The sequence below is a fragment of the Arthrobacter sp. E44 genome, from assembly GCF_041877125.1.
Lineage (GTDB): Bacteria > Actinomycetota > Actinomycetes > Actinomycetales > Micrococcaceae > Arthrobacter.
The window spans coordinates 50,792-68,770 of sequence record NZ_JBHDJA010000010.1 but is presented as its reverse complement, the minus strand read 5'-3'; the positions used below and the strand labels follow the sequence as shown (position 1 = coordinate 68,770).

Sequence of the window (17,979 nt, the reverse complement as noted above, 5' to 3'; positions counted from 1 at the left end):
AAAGTGCAGTGCCGCCTCCCACACCCGTTATCCAGGCCCTAACCGGCAGGAAACACCCGCGTAACCGCGCCCGCCTAGCCTTATCAGGCATACCCCTCCGGCGAATCGAGGCAGTTATGCAGACCAACCCCCGGCTGAACATCCGTCAGGTCCCCTGGTCCAACCCCGTAGGTGCGGACCTGCGCCGTGCCCAGCAGGCCGAACTGGATGCCCGCTTTGGCCGCCCTGACCACGAACCCGGCCTGCCGCCGTCGGGCGCCGACTGCGCAGTGTTCCTCGTGGCGTATGACAAAGGTTCAGGTCAACCCGTCGGCTGCGGCGGTTTGCGGCTCCTGGATGCATCTACGGCCGAAATCAAGCGCCTTTATGTACTGCCGTACACCCGCGGTTCCGGGGTTGCCAGCTCAATCCTGGCCGCACTTGAGGCGGAGGCTTACAGGCAAGGCATCACGCGGATCAAGGCGGAGGCTGGCTCCGCCCAGCCGGACGGCCGCAACTTCTACCGGAACTCCGGCTTCGAGGCGATCCCGAACTTCGGACCCTACGTCGGGGTGGAACACTCTTCCTGCTACGCCAAAACCATCAACGCCCACAGCGCCGCCCAGACCGCCATGGCCTAACTGCCGGTGTACCGCGCGGCTCCGTCACAGGACTAAGTTCGCCCTCAGTTCACCCTCACGGACCCCACTGTTTCCCTGACTGGTTCAAAGTGAGCAGCCGGGCTGTTTATCGAATCGATAGCTATAAGAGCCCGGTTTTCGTCATGCCCGGCTATAGGCTGTGCGGACATGCTCCGATTCCAGTCCAGAAATGAGTCCTGATCGTGCGTAAAATGCAGACTTTGGTTGCCGCCGCCGTCGCCGCCACCCTTCTCGCCGGATGCGGTGGTGCTTCCACCCAGCCGGCATCAACCGGTGAAGCTTCCGGAACGCAGGCAGGTGCGTCCGGTGACACCCTGGTCATCTACACCAACTCCAACGGCGAAGGCCGGGGGGACTGGCTGGCCGCCAAGGCTGCCGAGGCCGGGTTCAAGATCGAGATCGTGGGGGCCGGGGGCGCCGATGCCACCAACAAGCTCATTGCCGAAAAGAACAATCCCATCGCGGACGTCGCCTTCGGCCTAAACAACATGTACTTCTCGCAGATCAAGAACGAAGGCGCGCTGGAGAGCTACCAGCCCACATGGGCCGGTGACGTGGACAAGGGCCTGGGTGACGGTGAGACGTACTGGCCCCTGGTGAAGCAGGCCATCCTCCTTGGCTACAACTCGGACAAGATCGCCAAGGACGCCGCACCCAAGGACTGGACGGATCTCTGGTCCAAGGACGAATTCAAGAGCCGTTATGAACGGGTCACCGGCATGGGCACGGCCACCGCGCAACTGGTCTTCGCCGGCATTCTCTCCCGGTACCGGGACGACTCCGGCGATCTGGGGATTTCCGACGACGGGTGGAAGCAGGTTGAGCAGTACTTCAAGAACGGCAGCCCCGCCGTCGCCAAGACCGACCTCTTTGCCCGCATAGCTTCGGGCGAGGTGGACATGGGCCAGATGCCGTCCTCGATCATCGCCGACCGTGAAAAGTCCTTCAAAGTGAACGTGGACACGGTCATCCCTTCCGTGGGTGTTCCGCTTGCCGTGGAGCAGATAGCTCTGGTGAAGGGGACCAAGAAAAAGGAACAGGCGCAGAAATTCATTGACTGGTTCGGGAGCGCTGAGGTCCAGGGCGAGTTCGCGCAGAAGTTCAACGCCATGCCGGTCAATAAGGGCGCCCAAGCAAAGGCCAACCCTGAGGTTGTGAACTTCTTTGCAGGCCTCAAACAGCAGGACATCGACTGGGGCTTCGTCCAGAAAAACATGGGCGCCTGGGTGGAGAAGATCGAACTTGAGTACATGACGTAACACGATCTACCAGCCGCCGTCCCCGCGTTCCATCAGACAGGTTTGCCATGATCCGCTTGGAAAACATCGAAGTTACCTTTGGCGATTTCACCGCCATTCCGCACCTGGACCTGCATGTCCGCCCCGGCGAGTTCTTCACCCTCCTGGGGCCCTCCGGTTGCGGAAAGACGACCGCGCTGCGCACCCTGGCCGGCTTCATCCAGCCGGCCAGGGGTACCGTCCGGGTGGACGGGAAGGACGTGACCCGCCTCCCAAGCGACAAGCGGCAGGTAGGCATGGTGTTCCAGAACTATGCCCTGTTCCCCAGCATGAGCGTGTGGGAGAACATCGCCTTCGGGCTCCGGGTGCGGAAGGAAAAATCGGCGGACAGTGACCGCCTTGTCCGGGATATTGCACGGCGGGTGGAGCTCAGCGACGAGCAGCTCACGAAAAATGTATCCGAACTTTCCGGAGGCCAGCAGCAGCGGGTGGCCGTTGCGCGTGCCCTGGTGCTGCGACCAAAGATCCTGCTGCTGGACGAGCCTCTGTCCAACCTGGACGCCAAACTCCGCCACCAGTTGCGCCAGCAGCTCAAGGACCTGCAGAGCGAGTTCGGAATCACCACTGTCTACGTCACCCATGACCAGGACGAGGCGCTGGCCATGAGTGACCGCGTCGCCGTGTTCAATAAGGGCGTCGTGGAGCAGGTCGGCACCCCTCAGGAAATCTACGACCATGCCGCCACCGAGTTCGTCTGCAACTTCATCGGCGACAGCTCCACGCTGACGCCGGAATTTGTCGCAGAAGTGAACCGGCACTCGGGAGCCGCCCTTAGCACGGACGCCAGGTCGTACCTGCGCGTGGAAAAAGCCTCACTGGACCGGCCCGGGGACGGAGGAATCGCCGTCGGACTTCCCGCCACCGTGGTCTCACGCACCTACCACGGCCTGCACAGCCGCTATGTGGTCCGCAGCCACGGCGCGGACATACGCCTCCTGGTCCGGGAAGACGGCGGCGCCCACTCCGACGCCGGTACCAGTACAACCATTTACCTCCGGCCGGAGCACATCCTCCAGTACCAACCAGACACTGGTGTTTCGCTGGAACAGGACCAGGCGGTTGCCCTGCCATGAGCGGCAGCACCACAGTCCGCGGCATGGTTCGTTCCCCCTTCGTCCTGGTGGTTGGAGTAGTCCTCACGTGGTTTATTGCCGCGTTCCTGGTATGGCCCAACGTCAACATCCTGATGGCCACGTTCTTTCCTGACGGCAGTTTTTCCGGCCGCGCGGCGGAAAAGCTGTTTTCCTCCCAGCGGGCAATGAAGGCACTGGGCAACAGCTTTCTCCTGGCCGTAGCTCTGTCCATCACCGTCAACGCGGTGGGGGTCTTCATCGTCCTGGTCACGCACTACTTCCGGATCCGCGGCTCCAGGATCCTCTTCCTGGGGTATGCCTCCACCTTCATCTACGGCGGCATAGTGCTGGCGGCGGGCTACAAGTTCATCTACGGGGACAAGGGCATCGTCACCTCGCTGCTGGTCAGGCTGATCCCCGGGATGGACCCGAACTGGTTCTCCGGGTTCTTCGCCGTCCTGGTGGTCATGACCTTTGCAACCACCACCAACCACATGCTATTCGTGGCCAACGCGCTCAAGGGCATCGACTACCAGACCATCGAGGCGGCGCGGAATCTTGGCGCCTCGACGTGGACCATCCTGCGGCGCATCGTCCTGCCGATGCTCAAACCTACGTTGTTCGCCGTCACCATCCTGTCGTTCCTCACGGGCCTGGGCGCGTTGAGCGCTCCACAAGTGCTGGGCGGCCGTGACTTCCAGACCATCACGCCGATGATCCTGACATTCACCAACAGCCCCACCTCGCGCGACCTGGCGGCGCTGCTGGCCGTGATCCTGGGTCTGGCCACCATGCTGATGCTCGCCGTGATGTCCCGCCTCGAAAAGGGCGGCACCTACTTTTCCGTGTCGAAGGTGTCTTCCGAGCTCCAGAAGCAGGAGATCACCAATCGCACAGCCAACCTGGCCGTGCACGGCGTGGCCTACCTCCTCTTTGCCGTCTACACGCTCCCGGTCGTGCTGATCGTGCTGTACTCGTTTGCCGACGGCGCTGCCATCCAGACGGGACAACTCTCGCTGGCAAGCCTGACACTGGACAACTACGGCCGCGTCCTTACCCAGCAGTCGGGCATCCGTCCGTTCATCGTCAGCGTGGTGTACAGCGCCCTGGCGGCGGTCATCGCCGTCGGTGGACTCCTTTTCGTGGCCCGGCTGCTGCAAAAATACAAAAACTGGCTGGCGTCAACCTTCGAATATCTGCTGCACATCCCGTGGATCCTTCCCTCCGCCCTTCTGGCCCTGGGCCTGATTATCAGTTACGACCATCCCAGTCCGCTGGTGGGAGGTACGGTCCTGACCGGAACGACGGTGATTCTGCTCATCGCCTTCGTCACGGTGAAGATCCCGTTCACCCTCCGGATGCTCAAGGCATCCTTTGCCTCCGTGAACTCCTCGCTGGAGGAGGCCGCAGCCATCATGGGCGCCAAGACCCTGTACGTTTTCAGGCGGATCCTCCTGCCGCTGGTGCTCCCGGCAGCGGCAGCCATCACAGCCTTGAACTTCAACAGCCTGCTCGACGACTACGACACCGCCATCTTCCTGGCCCACCCGCTGGTGCAGCCATTGGGCCTGGTCATCAAGGCCAATACCGACGGCGCCGAGGGCACCGAGGGAATCGCCAACACCTTCGTTTACACGGTGCTCCTCATGGTCATCACGGGCGTGACCATGTACCTGGTGTACGGCAGGGCCGGGCGGCGCAGGACCAGAAAACCCCTGCCAACGCTGCCTTCCGCATCGCAAGCCCCCGGCCCGGGAGCCCCGGGCACCCAAGCGCCGGGTGAAGATGACGCTACGCGTCCGGCCGCTGCCGTTCGCTGATCAACCGCCGGAGGTGCTGCCGACGGCGGCCCGTGCGGTCCGCCGTCGGGCGAGGTTGAGCACCCGGTCCCGCAGCGGCTGGGCACGGTCGGCGAGCGCAATCCGTCCCAGCGCTGACGAGGCCACGCTCACGGCACGGGTGCGCAGCCTCCGCTGCCGGTTATAGGCCCGCAGCGTCTGGTCCTCGGGCAGGGTGTTGAGGAGGTCTGCAAGCGTGACCGCGTCCACCAGCGATTCGCAGGCCCCGCGGCCCAGCGTGGGCATCATGGCGTGCGCGGCGTCTCCAATGAGCACCCTCCTGCCGCTGACGTAGGAGCCAAGGCGCGGAACCGTCCACAGGCGCTGGACCAGGCATTCCTCCGGCGTAGCTGCGGCAAGCGTGCGCCGGACGGCAGGGGCGTGGTTGGTGAAGCGAGCCCTTGCCTGCTCGAGGACTAACGCGGGATCTATCCCGTAGGGGCCAAGTTCGGACCGGTAACTCGCATACCAAAAGGAGCCTCCCCGGGCGGCGGCCATCCCGAACAGGTCGCCGCGGCCCCAGTATTCGCCTACCTCATCCGGTTCGACTGGAGTGGGAAGGGTGCCGCGGAGGGCAAGGTACGGCGTGAGGCGTGCTTGGGTGGCCCCGCCCCAAGCCGCACGTCGGACGATGCTGTGGACACCGTCGGCGCCTACCACCAGGCTGCCGTCCGCGGGGACTGCCTGCACCGTGTCCGTGACCCTGCGGACGGTTGCGGGCACGGCTGCATCCAGCAGCCGGATCAGGTCAATCCGGGAAATGCCGAACATCCCGCCCGCATCGACGGTCACCCACGGCTCCCCCTGGGCGTTGCGGACCGAGCCGCTGCCGAGCACAGGGCTGACCGCCCGTGCCTCATCCAGGATTCCGAGCCGGGCCAGCGCCCGCTGGGCGTTTGGCCACATGCCCAGCGCGTTGCCCACGGCGGGCAGTTCCGGGCGTTTCTCATGGACGGTCACCTGGAAACGGCTGGTATCCAACGCCGCGGCGAGGGCGAGCCCGGCGATTCCGCCACCAACGATCGTGATCGTTTCCATGCACCATATTTTACTACTTTTGTAGTGGATGGGAAGGGCGTCCCGCTACACTGAACGCATGCCGGACCGCCGCAACCAACTGCTTGATGCCGCCCTGGCCGTGGTGGCGGACAGGGGGATGAAGGGCCTCACCCACCGGGCCGTTGACGCCGCAGCCCGGGTGGCCGAGGGAACCACCTCGAACTACTACCGGAGCCGCGCCACACTGGTTGCGGCAGTGCTGGAGCGGCTGCTGGAACTGGACGCAGCGCTCCTGGCCGAGCAGGGGCCGGCCGGCCCGCCCCGCAGCGTTGAGGAACTGGCAAACCAGTTGGCCTCGCTGGTCCTGGCACTTGCCGGACGGCATGCGGGGCTGACCCGCGCCCGGCTGGCCCTCTCCCTGGACAAGCCCGAATCGGTGACCGCCGGCCATTTCCGGCTGGTGGGCGGGCTGGAGCAGGCCCTGGCCGCGCTGGGAGTACAGGACGCGGGGGCCAGGGCCCGGGATGTGGCCGACTACGGCGACGGCGTCCTGCTCCATCTGCTGACCGTCCGGCGGGACGATGCTCCGGACGCTGCGGTGATCGCTTCGGCGGTCCGGCGGCTGCTGGCGCCGTAAGACTAACTGGCAGCCCCGCCGTCGGAATTCTCCCCTGGCTTAGGAAGCGGCGGTGGGCCAGCCTGTATAGGCTTCGGCGAGGTAGGCCCTGCCGTGCCGGGAGGAGACCACGGAGTTCAGTTCCCCGAGCTGGCGGGCGCGGGAGAAGTCGTCGGCGTCGGCGGGGGTGTGCAGCATGGTGGTCATCCAGTAGGAGAACTGCTGCGCCTTCCACACCCGGTCCAGGGCGCGGTCGCTGTAGGTCTCCAGGAGCGCATCAGAGCCGGAGTTGTAATGGCTGTCGAGGCCTTCGAAGAGGACCTTGACGTCGTTGATGGCCAGGTTGAGGCCCTTGGCACCGGTGGGCGGGACGGTGTGTGCGGCGTCGCCGGCCAGGAACAGGTTGCCGTGCCGCATGGGGGTTTGAACGAAGCTGCGGAACGGCAGGACCATCTTTTCCAGGACGGGCCCTTCCTTGAGCTCGAAGCCGTTGCCGTTGACCCGGCTGCGGAACTCGGCCCAGATCCGGCCGTCATCCCAGTCGGCCACGTTTTCCTTGGGGTCGCACTGGAAGTACATCCGCTGCACAGTCTCGGTGCGCTGGCTGATCAGCGCGAAGCCGTTGGCCGAGTTGGCGTAGATCAGTTCATCCGAGCTGCGCGGCGCCTCGGCCAGGATGCCAAACCAGGCGAAGGGGTATTCATGGAAGTACCGCTTGCGCTTGGCTTCCGGGATCTGGGTGCGGCAGTGGCTGCGGGAACCGTCCGCGCCGACCAGGAAGTCGGCCTGGATTTCGAACTCGGCGCCGTCCGCGTCGGTGAACCAGACCTTCGGCTTGCCCTCGAGGTCGTGCACCGAGGTGTCGCTGACGCTGTAGCGGACGTCGCCGCCGTCGTCCTTCCGGCGCGCGGCGAGGTCCAGGAACACATCCGTTTGCGGGTACAGCCACACGGACTCCCCCACCAGGTCCTTGAAGTCGATGCGGTGGCTCTCGCCATTGAAGCGCAGCTCAATCCCGTCGTGCCGGTCCCCGTCGCGCAGCACACGGTCCGAGACACCGCTGTCCACCAGCAGGTTGACGGTGCCGTGCTCCAGGATGCCGGCCCTGACCGTGTGGGCGATTTGCTCGTGGCTGCGGATCTCGACCACGGTGGAGTCGATGCCTGCCTTATACAGCAGGTGGGAGAGCATGAGTCCGGCGGGACCGCCGCCCATGATGGCCACCTGGGTGGTGATGATTTTTCGTGCCATGTTCTGTCCTCGCTTCATTGCGGGCCCCGCCTGGGCGGCACCGGGTCGGTTCTTCTGCCAACCAGTGTGGGCGCCGGGTGGTGAGCCCCGTTACACCTATTCCGTTGAATGGATCAGGAGTCTGCCATGTGCCGGGCGATGCCACGTGCGGCGGTCTGCAGCGCGGGCACCAGCGCCTGCAGGCGCATCTCACGGAGGGGAACCACGACGCCGAGCGACGCCACAGCGCGCTGCCTGCGGTTCAGGACCGGGACGGCTATGCCCCAGGTATCCGGATCCACCACGCCCTTGAGCTGGGCGAAGCCCTGGCGGGAAGTTTCGGCCAACAGTGCCCGGACGGTATCCGCGGCGACTTTTCCTTCCGGGTCGGTAAAGCGCCCGAGATACTCCTCCTGCACCATCTTGTCCTGGTGGGCCATCAGCGCCAGCCCCGCGGACGAGATGTGCACCGGCATCCTTCCTGCCACCTGGGCGCGGTTGGCCACCGAGCCCCGCCTGGACAGCCGCTCCACGAACAGCGCCTCCCAGCCGTCCAGCACGGCCAGGTTCACATTTTGGTGCAGGACCTGCTGGATGTCCTCCATGAACGGCATGGCCGCCTGGCGCAGGGCGAGGGTGGGGGAAGTACGGTTCACCAGTTCCCACAACCGGACCCCGGGCCGGACCATGCCGCCCGGCGCCGCCTCAAGCAGCCCGTGGGCGGCAAGCTGGCCCACCAGGCGGTGCGTGGTGGTGAGCGGCAGGCCGGCGCGCTGGGCGAGGTCGCTCAGCTGCAGGGCACTGACGTCCTGCGGGAACGCGGAAATCAGCCGCACGATCCGGTCCACTACCGAGTCGCCCGATTTCGAGTTGGCCAGCGCAAGCACCTTCTTCCGTTCAATGGGAAAAGTTGTCCCAGATTACACCTCCTAGTGATACAAACCTCACTGGGGATGTGGGCGATGCTGCCCGATCCTCCCCGGCGAAGCCTGCCGCTCAACTCCTGGAAGATACACCGAGGTATTTCTATGTCACTTGCGCCCACTCAGCACCGATCAAAGTGGCCAGTCTGGCTCTGCTGGCTGGCGATGGTCCTTGACGGCTTTGACCTGGTGGTTTTGGGTACCGTCATCCCCACGCTGATCAAGACCCATGAGCTTGGCTTCGATGCGGTGGGAGCCACGTGGGCCGCCACCATCTCGCTGGTCGGCGTTGGCGCCGGTGCCCTGTTCATTGCCCCGCTGTCTGACCGCTTTGGCCGGCGCCGCCTCCTGGTGGCCTGCGTCCTGTGGTTTTCGATCTTCACCATCGCCGTGGTGTTCGCGCCCAACGTTGCGGTGTTCTGCGCCTTCCGCCTCCTTGCCGGGCTGGGGCTGGGCGCCTGCCTTCCGGCCGCCCTGGCCTACATGAACGACTACGCTCCGGCAGGCACCGCCGGAAAATCGACCACCCGGACCATGACCGGCTACCACGTAGGCGCTGTGGCCACGGCCTTCCTTGCCCTGATGCTGATTCCGGACTGGCGGATGATGTTCATCGTGGGCGGCCTGGCGGGCATTGCCCTGGCACCCTTCCTGTGGTTCAAGCTCCCGGAGACCCTTCCCTCAGCGGCTGCCTCAGGGGCGGAAGGAAAAGAACCGGCCGCAGCCCGCACAGGCTTCCGCGACCTTGCCCGGAAGCCCTACCCCCTGGTGGCGCTGGCCATCGCGGCGGCTTCCTTCATGGGCCTGCTCCTGGTCTACGGCCTGAACACCTGGCTCCCGCAGCTGATGGCCGGCGCCGGGTACACCGTCAGCACCGGCCTGGTCCTCCTGCTGGTCCTGAATGTGGGCGCCGTGGTGGGCCTGGTCATCGCGGGAATCCTGGCCGACAAGCACGGCACCAAGAAGGTGGTGCTGCTGTGGTTCGGGCTCTCCGCGCTCTTCCTGGCGGTCCTGAGCGTCAAGATCCAAAGTGAACTGCTGCTCAACCTGGCAGTCTTTGTCACCGGCGTGTTCGTGTTCAGCGCGCAGGTGCTGGTTTATGCATGGGTCAGCCAGCTGTTCCCGGCAGTCCTCCGAGCCACCGCGTTGGGTTTCGCCGCCGGCGTGGGCCGGCTGGGTGCCATCATGGGCCCCGCCGTCACCGGAACGCTGGTAGCTGCCAACATTGCCTACCCCTGGGGCTTTTACGTCTTTGCGGCCGCTGCCGCCATCGCCGTGCTGGCGCTGATAGCAGTGCCGCACACCATCCGGGCAGTCCGGGAAGAAGCAGCCGCGGAACGCCCATGACCGGCCTCCGGCCGGCCCGCCCCAGGTGCCGCTCGGGGGCGGGCCGGGCGGAAAAGGCGGTCAGGCCGCCGTCGCAACCCGTCCCTGCCTGCGCCGCACACGGCGCCATACGGCAGGTGCCAGCACCACCGCTATGCCGACGGCGGCACCAATGACGGTCTCGACGATGCGGTCGCGCAGGAGGTAAGCAGGCGAGGCGGGTACCACCAGGAGCGTGGAGATCAGCGCCAGGGGTGTGACGAACACCTGGGCCAGCAGGTACTGGCGGATGATGAACATTTCGGCACCAAACTGGCACAGCGCCATGACCAGCACTGTCTGCCAGGGCTGAAGGCCCAGCAACAGGATCGCCGCCAGGACCAACAGGCCCAGGACAGTGCCGATGATTCTTTGGATGCCGCGGCGCACGCGGTGCTGGGTGGTGTGGCCCACCAGGGGGACAACGGCGGCCACCATGGCCCAGTAGTTATGCCCGAATCCCAGGCGGGACCCGGCCCAGGTGGCCAGCGTGCCGGCGAGGCCTGCGGCCACCAGGTAGCCGGACCCTTCAAGCCACGCCGCGCGCTTCTCCGCGGGCGTGCGACGGATCCGCGGAGGCCTGGTCCACGGGGTGCGGTGGCTGGGAAGGATCCGGGACGAGAAGCCGACAAGCAGGGCGAACAGCGTGGTGAGGACGGCAACCAGCATGCCCTGCCACAGGGGCGGCTGGTTCGGAATGGACGCAATGGCGGCGAACGCGAAGATGTGGAAGAGCGATCCCGCCGGGCGCAGCCGCAGCCAGGAGATGGCGACGGAACAGGCGCCTGCCACCAGCGTGGTGGCCAGGACCAGGAGCCAGGTGTGGGTGGCGGTGTCCAGGCCCCATGCGGGACCGATGCGGGCCGCGAGCGCCGCCAGGAACATCACCAGCAGCATCAGCAGCCCGGCCCGCAGCTGCAGCACAAAGCGGACGGCATGCGGTTCGCCGCGGCCGTAGATTCCGGTGAAGGCGCCGAAGGACGCGAAGATTGCCAGGTCCAGCCGGCCCAGCAGCACCAGCGTAGTGAGGGGAACGAAGACGCCCACCGCGCATCGAAGCGCCGGGTGGTGGTCCTTGTTGCCGGGGCCGATGGTGAACATCTCGGCAAACATCTTCACGGGCAGCGCCTTCCTTGGGGTGGATCCTGACGGGCGGCCGCGCTGACGTTCCTCATAAATCCTACGGCCCGGCCCCCTCCCGGTGCCCGCTGCGTTCCCCTGAATGGAATCGGAAGGCAATGCGGGGGAAACAACGCGAGGCAATGCTGGAGCCATGAAGCACACCCCGCCCCACCCGTCCACCCAAGAACTGCGCTGCGAGGTCTGCGGCCAGATGCCGGAGCCGCCCAAAGCCAGGCTGACCGTGGCGAACGTGGCCGTGATGCTGCCCATCGAGCTGCTGGTCCACGCCCTGGTGGTGGAAGCCCATCTACCTTATGTAGCCAAGGTGCTGGTGCTGGCCCTCACGGCCACGGTCCTGGTGATCTGGGTGGCCGAGCCGTCAGCTGCCAGGATCCTGCTCCGCTGGCTGCATGCGCCGGCCCTGCGGCACCGCCGGCAACTGGTGGCAGCCCCGTCGCTCTGGCGGGCGCGGACACTGCTGCGGGACCAGCCCGGCGCACTGCAGCGGATCACGCGGGCGCTGGCACGGCTGGACAGCAACATCCTCAGCATCCACGTCCACCCGGTCCCGGGCGGCGTCCTGGACGAGTTTGTCCTCTCGGTCCCGGGCCACGTGGGCGAACGTGAGCTTTTGGATGCACTGCACGACGGCGGCGGCGGCAGTCCGCACGTCTGGCCCACCACCGCGCTGGCCATGGCGGACGGACAGACCAAGGCGTTAAGCCTCGCGGCGCGCATCGCTGCCGCCCCCGACGAACTGCCCCTGGCGGTGGCCGAGCTGCTGCACGCAAGGATCCTGCCGCCGTCGGACGCCGGCAGCAAAGGGCCCGACGACGGGACGCACCTTAAGATCCCCACGGCATGGCACGGTCCCGTCACCTTTTCCCGGCCAGGCGAACCGTTCACGCCGGCGGAGTCTGCGCGGGCCCACCGGCTGGCCGAACTGGCCGAGATTACGTCTTATCGGCCGGCCGCGTCCCCAACAGAACGTTGAGCCCCCACCCCACCACCGTGATCAGGATGATGGCCCCTGCCATGGACGCCAGCTGGACCGGAGCGGACAGGATGCCGAGGCTGACGATCAGGGTGGTTGCCCCGGCGGGCGGGTGGGGCAGGCCCAGCCAGGTCAGCACCAGGGTGGTGAGCCCCACCGAGAGCACGCCACTGAGGACGTGCAGCGGGGTCAGTCCGCCCACCGTAGCGGACGGCTGGTCCTGCAGGCCCAGGGCATACAGGCAGAGTGCCCCGGCCAACAGCCCCACCCCATGCCCCACCAGGGTGTTGACCGGCCTGGAAGCCTTCTGTTCGGGAGACTCGAAGAACAGCATCACCGTGGGGCCGAGGCTGGGAAACAGCCAGGGCAGATGGAACAGGAGGCCCGCCGCGCCGCTGACGGCGAGGACGACAATACCCAGGACACCCGCGTACAGCCCGGCGCCCAGCTTGTTCCAGTTCTTCTTGGCCCGTTCCAGCATGGGTGTGTTCATTCCTTGCCCCTACCCGCCCGCCGCCGGTCACAATCGGTTGGGAAGGCGGTCACGCGGCATGCGCGCGCAAAACCCTTGACAGTGGCGCGTGTCACTCCTACCTTTGTTTTTGGGATCCCAAATTGGGATCCCAAAAATGAAAAGCTTCCGCTCGGCGCTCCGGATCGTCCGGCGGACCCTCTCCACCGGCAACGGCCCAACGGGCACGCACCGCACCGTTCGCATCCCCCATCCGTAAACTTCCCCGTGAAGGAGAAGCTGTGTCCATCCCAAACACTGAAACAACGGCCACATCCCTTGAGGCCGCTCCCGGCACCGCCGACAAACCCGAAAAGGACGGCACGCAACGACGCACTGCCGTCCGCTGGAAGCTCTTCCTGCTGCTCCTGGTCCTGGTCTCCGTCAATTACATCGACCGCGGTTCCATCTCCGTCGCCCTGCCCATCATCCAAAAGGAATTCAACCTGCCTCCCGAACTGGTGGGCCTGCTCCTTTCCGCCTTCTTCTGGACCTACGCCCTCATGCAGGTGCCGGTGGGCTGGCTGATCGACAAGTTCGGTCCCCGCAAGGTCATGACGGCTTCCTGCATCGGCTGGGGTGCTGCCACAGCGGCCTCCGGCATGGCGGGCGGCTTCCTCAGCATGTTCATCGCCCGGCTCGGCATCGGCGTAACAGAGGCAGGTGTGATGCCCGCCGGCGGCAAGCTCAATGCCATCTGGATGCACAAGTCCGAACGCGGCCGCGGCGCCACCATCCTGGACGCCGGCGCTCCCCTGGGAGCCGGCCTGGGCGGCATCATCATTGCCGGCCTCATCGCCTCCACGGGCAGCTGGCGCTGGGCCTTCGTCATCGCCGGCGCCGCCACCGTCCTCATGGGCCTGGCCGTCTGGTGGTACGTCCGGGACAACCCCCGCCAGCACCGCGGCGTCAATGAGGCCGAGGCCTCCTACATCGAAGCGTCGCACGCCGCCGAGGACGCCGAAGCAGCCATGGACGGCAGCAAGGGCAAGCGCGGCCTGCTTCCCTACCTCAAATTCCGCTCCTTCTGGGCCATGTGCCTGGGCTGGCTCGGCTTCAACGGCGTGTTCTACGGCTTGCTGACCTGGGGCCCGCTGTACCTGGCCCAGGCCAAGGGCTTCGACCTGAAGACCATCGGCTGGTCCACGCTGGTGATCTTCGGTGCCGGCTTCGTCGGCGAGATCATCGGCGGCACCGTCGCCGACAAGTGGCGCGCATCCGGCGCCTCCGCCAACCTGGTGATGCGGACCCTCCTCGGCATCTCCAGCGCCATCGTCGTGGCGGGCCTGGTGGGCGTGACCGTGGTCCCCGACGCCACCACCGCCGTGGTCCTGCTCTCCGTGGTCCTGTTCTTCCTGCGCTGGGTGGGCCTGTTTTGGAGCATCCCCTCCATCCTGGGCGGGCGCACCAACGCCGGCGTCCTGGGCGGAGCAATGAACCTCAGTGGCAACATCTCCGGCTTCGTCACCCCCATCGTCGTCGGCCTCATCGTGGGTGCCACCGGCTCCTACACCTGGGCGCTGCTGTACTTCGTGGGTTCCGCGGTGATCATGGGCGTCTCCGTCCTCACCCTGAACTACAACAAGCGGCTTCCTGTCTAAGCTGACCCTCGCAGGGAAACTTGCAATTGACGCCCCCGCAAGCCGGGAGCAGTGCCGTACGAGAATCCGAAATGGAGCACCATGCTGACCGCAGAAGAGACCCAGGACAAGGACCGCCCCCTCCGCGAAACCGTCCGGGACACCCTCCGCACCCGGATTTTCGAAGGACACTACGCTCCCGGCACGCGGCTGGTGGAACGCGAGCTGGCCGCCGAGTTCTCCGTATCCCGGCTGCCGGTCCGCGAGGCCCTGCGCATGCTCCGCCAGGAAGGCCTGATCAGCGACCGCGGGGCCCGCGGGGCCGAAGTGAGCAGCCTCAGCCCCAAGGACGTCGAGGACCTTTTCGACGTCCGCCAGTCCCTGGAGGTGCTGGCCTGTCGGCTCGCCGCCAAGCGGGCCACCAGGGAGCACCTCGACTACCTCAAGGGCCTGCTGGACAACGCAGAGGCCTTCCTGGCCAAGGGGTCAGTGATGGAGGCACACCGTTCCAACAGCGAATTCCACGACGCCATCACGCGCATCGCGGACAACAACTTCCTCAAGTCCGCCCTGGAACCCCTCCAGGGGCGGATGCACTGGCTGTTCCGGCACGTCAGCGACCTGCCCGAACTCATCCGCGAACACCGCGAACTCTACGCAGCCATCGCCAGCGGCGACCCGGACAGGGCAGCCGCCCAGTCCGCTTCCCACATTGGCAAGTACCGGGACCAGTTCCCTGAGGACTTCCAAAAAACCGAACCAGAATTCCACCGGAAGAGAAAATGAAACTCCTGGTCATCAACCCCAACATCAGTGCCGATGTCACCGCACTGATCGAATCCGAAGCGCTGCGGTCCGCCTCCCCCGGCAGCGACCTGCTGGTCCGGACGGCCGGCCACGGCGTGGAGTACATCGAAACCCGCTTCGAATCCCTCGTCGCCGCCGGCGCCGTGGCGGAAATCATCGCCGAACACACCCGCCCCGGAGCAGACCCGGTGGACGCCGTGGTGGTCGCAGCGTTCGGCGATCCCGGCATGCCGGCCCTCAAGGAACTGGCTGACGTTCCCGTCATCGGCATCACCGAGGCCGCCCTGTGCGCGGCAGCCCTGCAGGGCCACCGCTTCTCCATCATCGCCATCTCGGACCGGATCAAACCCTGGTACCGGGAATGCGTGGAGCAGTTCGGTCTGGCCGGCCGGCTGGCCTCCATCCGTTCCATCAACGACTCCCTGACCAGCATCGCCTCGGTCCAGCAGGACTTCCGGGAAACCCTGCTGGCACTGAGTCGGCAGGCCGTGGCGGAGGATGGTGCCGACGTCGTCATCCTTGCCGGCGCCCCCCTGGCAGGCCTGGCCCGCGAACTCAAGGGACAGATTCCCGTGCCCGTGGTTGACGGCATTTCCGCCGGCATCCGCATGGCGGAGGCCGTGGCTGCCCTGCAGTCCGGAACCCACCGCGCCGGCGCCTTCGCCCCGCCCCCGGCCAAGGACCGCAAAGGCCTGTCCGGCAACCTGGACGCGGCCCTCGCCGCCCGCCAAGAGCACGCCGGCACCCCGCAGCCCGCCGCCTAACCCCGACTTCACCAACCCAGGAGGACACCGATGTCCCACCAGCCAGACCTCGTCATTGCCAACGCCACCGTGGTGAACAGCTACGGCCGCCAGGACGCCCACATCGTGGTGCACCAAGGAAAGATTGCCGAACTCGTCGACGCCGCCCAGCCGGTGCCCGCGGCGGACCGCACCGTCGACGCCACGGGCAAACTCGTGATCCCCGGCGGCGTGGACGGACACTGCCACGTGGCCCAGGTGACCGGACGCTTCCGCACCCTGGACGACTACCGCACCACCTCCACAGCCGCCCTGTGGGGCGGAACCACCACCATCATCGACTTCGGAATTCCGCGGGACGCCCAGGAAACCCCCCTGGCCGCCGTCCTGCACAAAAAGGAACTCGCCACACAGTCCCGCTGCGACGTGGCCCTGCACGGCGCCGTGATCAGCTGGGACGAAACGGTGCCATGGCAGCTGGAGCAGCTGGCCGCCGAGGGCGTCCGCTCAGTGAAGATGTACACCACCAACCGGGGCACCACCATGGCCGACGGCGACACCATCGTCAAGGTCATGCGGGAAATGGTGCGGCTGGACGGCCTGGCCTACATCCACGCCGAACACGACCCCATCATTGCCGACTGCACCGAACAGCACGCCCAGGACGGCCGGATCGGCATCGAACACCTGCACCGGACCCGGCCCGAGCTGGCCGAGGAGATCTCCGTGAAGGAGACCCTGGCCATGGCCGAATACACGGGAGCGCCGGTGTACTTCGTGCACCAGTCCACGCCCGGAGCGGTGGATCTGGTCTCGCAGGCGCGGGACCACGGGCTTGAGGCCTACTCCGAAACCTGCCCGCACTACGTCACCCTGGACGACTCCGTCTATGCCTCCACCTTCCCGGAGTGGTTCGCCTGCTGCCCGCCCATGCGCAGCGCCGAAACGGTGGCTGCCCTCAAGGAGCGGCTGGTGTCCGGTGCCATCCACACCATGTCCTCGGATCATTCCTGCTACGACCTGTCCCAGAAGCGCGAGCGGACCGATGACGTGCGCGCCATGCCGCACGGACTGCCCGGGGTGGAGACGCGGATGCCGGTCACCTTCACCGCGATGACCTCCGCAGGGGCCACCGTTGAACAATTCGTCAACGCCTTCGCCGCCGAACCTGCACGGATCAACGCCGTTCCCGGCAAGGGCCGCATCGCCGATGGGTTCGACGCCGACCTGGTGGTCTTCGATCCCGCAGAGGAACGCACGGTGGACGGCGCAGCCCTGCACATGGGCACCGACTTCTCACCCTTCGACGGGAAGGCACTGACCGGCTGGCCCGCCGTCGTGGTTTCCAACGGACGCGTGGTGCTGGACGCGGACGGCTTCCACGATCCCGGCGCCGCAGGCCGCTTCATCCACCGCAACGGCTTCCGCCAGCACCAGTCAGCCGCCGCCGACGCCGCCCAACTTCCCGCCCCCGCGCTCTAGGAGCCACCATGCCTGCAACCACCCGCCCGCACAGGATCGGCATGATCGTGCCGTCCTCCAACACCTGCCTGGAACCCCAGACGTACCGCATCCTGGGCAGCCGCACCGACGTCACGGTGCACTTCACCCGGATCCCGGTGACCCGCATCGCCCTGGACGATTCCTCGGACCGGCAGTTCGACCCCGCCGTCATGCGCCAGGCGTCGCAGCTGCTGGCGACGGCGGACGTGGACGTGATTGCCTGGAACGGCACGTCAGGTTCCTGGCTCGGTTCGGGCCACGACCAGGAACTGGCCGGTGAAATCACCGCCGCCACCGGGGTCCCGGCGACCACCTCCACGCTGGCTTACCTCGAGGCGTTCCGGGCCTTCGGGACGGAACGGATCGGCCTGTTCACGCCGTACACGGAAGACGTGAACCACCAGGTCATCGCATCCTACGAGCGTGAAGGCATCAAGACCGTGGACCACCGGGCGCTGGGCCTGAGCGACAACGAGTCCTTTGCCCGGGTGACCGACGACGAGATGCGGCCCGGCTCCCGGGAACTCGCCGCCGCGGCCCCGGATGCCCTGGTCTACTTGTGCACCAACCTTTACGGAGCCAACATCACTGCAGAGATCGAGGAAACCACCGGGGTCCCGGTGCTGGACTCCGTGGCGGTCACGCTGTGGCACGCCCTGAAACTGGCCGGCGCACCGCTGCTGGAGCGGCGCTGGGGGCGGCTGCTGGGCTGACCGCCCCTACATCGGCAGGAAGG

General features: G+C 66.4%; 17 protein-coding genes. 12 read left to right on the top strand and 5 right to left on the bottom strand.

Features of this window, described 5'->3' with window-relative positions:
- Positions 1 to 116 precede the first annotated feature (116 nt).
- From ACETK3_RS10835 to ACETK3_RS10820, 4 genes are all read left to right on the top strand, one after another.
- Entirely contained in the window at positions 117 to 620 is a 504-nt protein-coding gene (locus ACETK3_RS10835; protein ID WP_236800273.1) for a GNAT family N-acetyltransferase, read from the top strand.
- A gap of 203 nt (positions 621 to 823) precedes the next feature.
- Positions 824 to 1,900, top strand: a complete 1,077-nt coding sequence (locus ACETK3_RS10830; RefSeq protein WP_306968216.1) for an extracellular solute-binding protein — start codon at positions 824 to 826, stop codon at positions 1,898 to 1,900.
- A 47-nt stretch (positions 1,901 to 1,947) separates the two neighbouring features.
- On the top strand, positions 1,948 to 3,012 hold the full coding sequence (locus ACETK3_RS10825; protein ID WP_373992879.1) for an ABC transporter ATP-binding protein: 1,065 nt from the start codon (positions 1,948 to 1,950) through the stop codon (positions 3,010 to 3,012).
- The gene (locus ACETK3_RS10820; RefSeq protein ID WP_373992878.1) at positions 3,009 to 4,832 is read left to right on the top strand and encodes an ABC transporter permease; all 1,824 of its coding nucleotides are present in this window, start codon (positions 3,009 to 3,011) and stop codon (positions 4,830 to 4,832) included. Before ACETK3_RS10825 ends, ACETK3_RS10820 begins: the two co-directional genes overlap by 4 nt.
- Here ACETK3_RS10820 and ACETK3_RS10815 read toward each other — a convergent pair whose 3' ends face one another.
- Positions 4,833 to 5,888, bottom strand: coding sequence for an FAD-dependent monooxygenase (locus ACETK3_RS10815; RefSeq protein ID WP_373992877.1), 1,056 nt, complete (start codon positions 5,886 to 5,888; stop codon positions 4,833 to 4,835). It lies immediately after the preceding gene.
- 58 nt (positions 5,889 to 5,946) lie between these two features.
- Between ACETK3_RS10815 and ACETK3_RS10810 the strand changes: the two genes are divergently transcribed.
- Positions 5,947 to 6,486 (top strand): TetR/AcrR family transcriptional regulator, encoded by a 540-nt coding sequence (locus ACETK3_RS10810; RefSeq protein ID WP_236820828.1) that lies wholly within the window; start codon positions 5,947 to 5,949, stop codon positions 6,484 to 6,486.
- Positions 6,487 to 6,525: 39 nt separating this feature from the next.
- Here the strand turns inward: ACETK3_RS10810 and ACETK3_RS10805 are convergent, their stop codons facing one another.
- Complete coding sequence (locus ACETK3_RS10805; RefSeq protein WP_373992876.1) at positions 6,526 to 7,716, bottom strand: 4-hydroxybenzoate 3-monooxygenase; 1,191 nt, start codon at positions 7,714 to 7,716, stop codon at positions 6,526 to 6,528.
- Between the two features lie 113 nt (positions 7,717 to 7,829).
- Entirely contained in the window at positions 7,830 to 8,573 is a 744-nt protein-coding gene (locus ACETK3_RS10800; protein ID WP_236802965.1) for an IclR family transcriptional regulator, read from the bottom strand.
- Positions 8,574 to 8,723: 150 nt separating this feature from the next.
- Between ACETK3_RS10800 and ACETK3_RS10795 the strand changes: the two genes are divergently transcribed.
- Positions 8,724 to 9,965, top strand: a complete 1,242-nt coding sequence (locus tag ACETK3_RS10795) for an aromatic acid/H+ symport family MFS transporter (protein ID WP_236820830.1) — start codon at positions 8,724 to 8,726, stop codon at positions 9,963 to 9,965.
- Between the two features lie 60 nt (positions 9,966 to 10,025).
- On the opposite strand, the gene ACETK3_RS10790 is transcribed toward ACETK3_RS10795, so the two are convergent.
- The gene (locus ACETK3_RS10790; protein WP_236820831.1) at positions 10,026 to 11,102 is read right to left on the bottom strand and encodes an FUSC family protein; all 1,077 of its coding nucleotides are present in this window, start codon (positions 11,100 to 11,102) and stop codon (positions 10,026 to 10,028) included.
- Positions 11,103 to 11,256: 154 nt separating this feature from the next.
- On the opposite strand from ACETK3_RS10790, the gene ACETK3_RS10785 reads away from it, so the two are divergent.
- Positions 11,257 to 12,099, top strand: a complete 843-nt coding sequence (locus ACETK3_RS10785; RefSeq protein WP_306968231.1) for an ACT domain-containing protein — start codon at positions 11,257 to 11,259, stop codon at positions 12,097 to 12,099.
- On the opposite strand, the gene ACETK3_RS10780 is transcribed toward ACETK3_RS10785, so the two are convergent.
- Positions 12,059 to 12,592, bottom strand: a complete 534-nt coding sequence (locus ACETK3_RS10780) for an HPP family protein (protein ID WP_236800282.1) — start codon at positions 12,590 to 12,592, stop codon at positions 12,059 to 12,061. The genes ACETK3_RS10785 and ACETK3_RS10780 overlap by 41 nt on opposite strands.
- Positions 12,593 to 12,852: 260 nt before the next feature.
- Between ACETK3_RS10780 and ACETK3_RS10775 the strand changes: the two genes are divergently transcribed.
- The 5 genes from ACETK3_RS10775 (at position 12,853) to ACETK3_RS10755 (ending at position 17,956) form a co-directional block, all read left to right on the top strand.
- Positions 12,853 to 14,211 carry an MFS transporter gene (locus tag ACETK3_RS10775; protein ID WP_373992875.1) on the top strand — a complete coding sequence of 453 codons (1,359 nt, stop codon included), beginning with the start codon at positions 12,853 to 12,855 and terminating at the stop codon, positions 14,209 to 14,211.
- A gap of 81 nt (positions 14,212 to 14,292) precedes the next feature.
- Positions 14,293 to 14,976, top strand: a complete 684-nt coding sequence (locus ACETK3_RS10770) for a GntR family transcriptional regulator (RefSeq protein WP_373992874.1) — start codon at positions 14,293 to 14,295, stop codon at positions 14,974 to 14,976.
- Positions 14,973 to 15,761, top strand: a complete 789-nt coding sequence (locus ACETK3_RS10765; RefSeq protein WP_236820835.1) for an aspartate/glutamate racemase family protein — start codon at positions 14,973 to 14,975, stop codon at positions 15,759 to 15,761. The genes ACETK3_RS10770 and ACETK3_RS10765 overlap by 4 nt, the downstream gene beginning before the upstream one ends.
- Positions 15,762 to 15,791: 30 nt before the next feature.
- Complete coding sequence (locus ACETK3_RS10760; protein ID WP_373992873.1) at positions 15,792 to 17,222, top strand: amidohydrolase family protein; 1,431 nt, start codon at positions 15,792 to 15,794, stop codon at positions 17,220 to 17,222.
- Between the two features lie 8 nt (positions 17,223 to 17,230).
- On the top strand, positions 17,231 to 17,956 hold the full coding sequence (locus ACETK3_RS10755; RefSeq protein WP_236800287.1) for an aspartate/glutamate racemase family protein: 726 nt from the start codon (positions 17,231 to 17,233) through the stop codon (positions 17,954 to 17,956).
- The last annotated feature ends 23 nt before the right edge of the window (positions 17,957 to 17,979 follow it).

Bases quoted from the DNA above. Each gene is read 5' to 3' on its own strand.
- ACETK3_RS10835 (WP_236800273.1), top strand. From the start codon at position 117: ATGCAGACCAACCCCCGGCTGAACATCCGTCAGGTCCCCTGGTCCAAC.
- ACETK3_RS10815 (WP_373992877.1), bottom strand. From the start codon at position 5,888: ATGGAAACGATCACGATCGTTGGTGGCGGAATCGCCGGGCTCGCCCTC.
- ACETK3_RS10765 (WP_236820835.1), top strand. From the start codon at position 14,973: ATGAAACTCCTGGTCATCAACCCCAACATCAGTGCCGATGTCACCGCA.
- ACETK3_RS10820 (WP_373992878.1), top strand. From the start codon at position 3,009: ATGAGCGGCAGCACCACAGTCCGCGGCATGGTTCGTTCCCCCTTCGTC.
- ACETK3_RS10760 (WP_373992873.1), top strand. From the start codon at position 15,792: ATGTCCCACCAGCCAGACCTCGTCATTGCCAACGCCACCGTGGTGAAC.
- ACETK3_RS10810 (WP_236820828.1), top strand. From the start codon at position 5,947: ATGCCGGACCGCCGCAACCAACTGCTTGATGCCGCCCTGGCCGTGGTG.
- ACETK3_RS10785 (WP_306968231.1), top strand. From the start codon at position 11,257: ATGAAGCACACCCCGCCCCACCCGTCCACCCAAGAACTGCGCTGCGAG.
- ACETK3_RS10755 (WP_236800287.1), top strand. From the start codon at position 17,231: ATGCCTGCAACCACCCGCCCGCACAGGATCGGCATGATCGTGCCGTCC.
- ACETK3_RS10805 (WP_373992876.1), bottom strand. From the start codon at position 7,716: ATGGCACGAAAAATCATCACCACCCAGGTGGCCATCATGGGCGGCGGT.
- ACETK3_RS10780 (WP_236800282.1), bottom strand. From the start codon at position 12,592: ATGAACACACCCATGCTGGAACGGGCCAAGAAGAACTGGAACAAGCTG.
- ACETK3_RS10825 (WP_373992879.1), top strand. From the start codon at position 1,948: ATGATCCGCTTGGAAAACATCGAAGTTACCTTTGGCGATTTCACCGCC.
- ACETK3_RS10795 (WP_236820830.1), top strand. From the start codon at position 8,724: ATGTCACTTGCGCCCACTCAGCACCGATCAAAGTGGCCAGTCTGGCTC.
- ACETK3_RS10770 (WP_373992874.1), top strand. From the start codon at position 14,293: ATGCTGACCGCAGAAGAGACCCAGGACAAGGACCGCCCCCTCCGCGAA.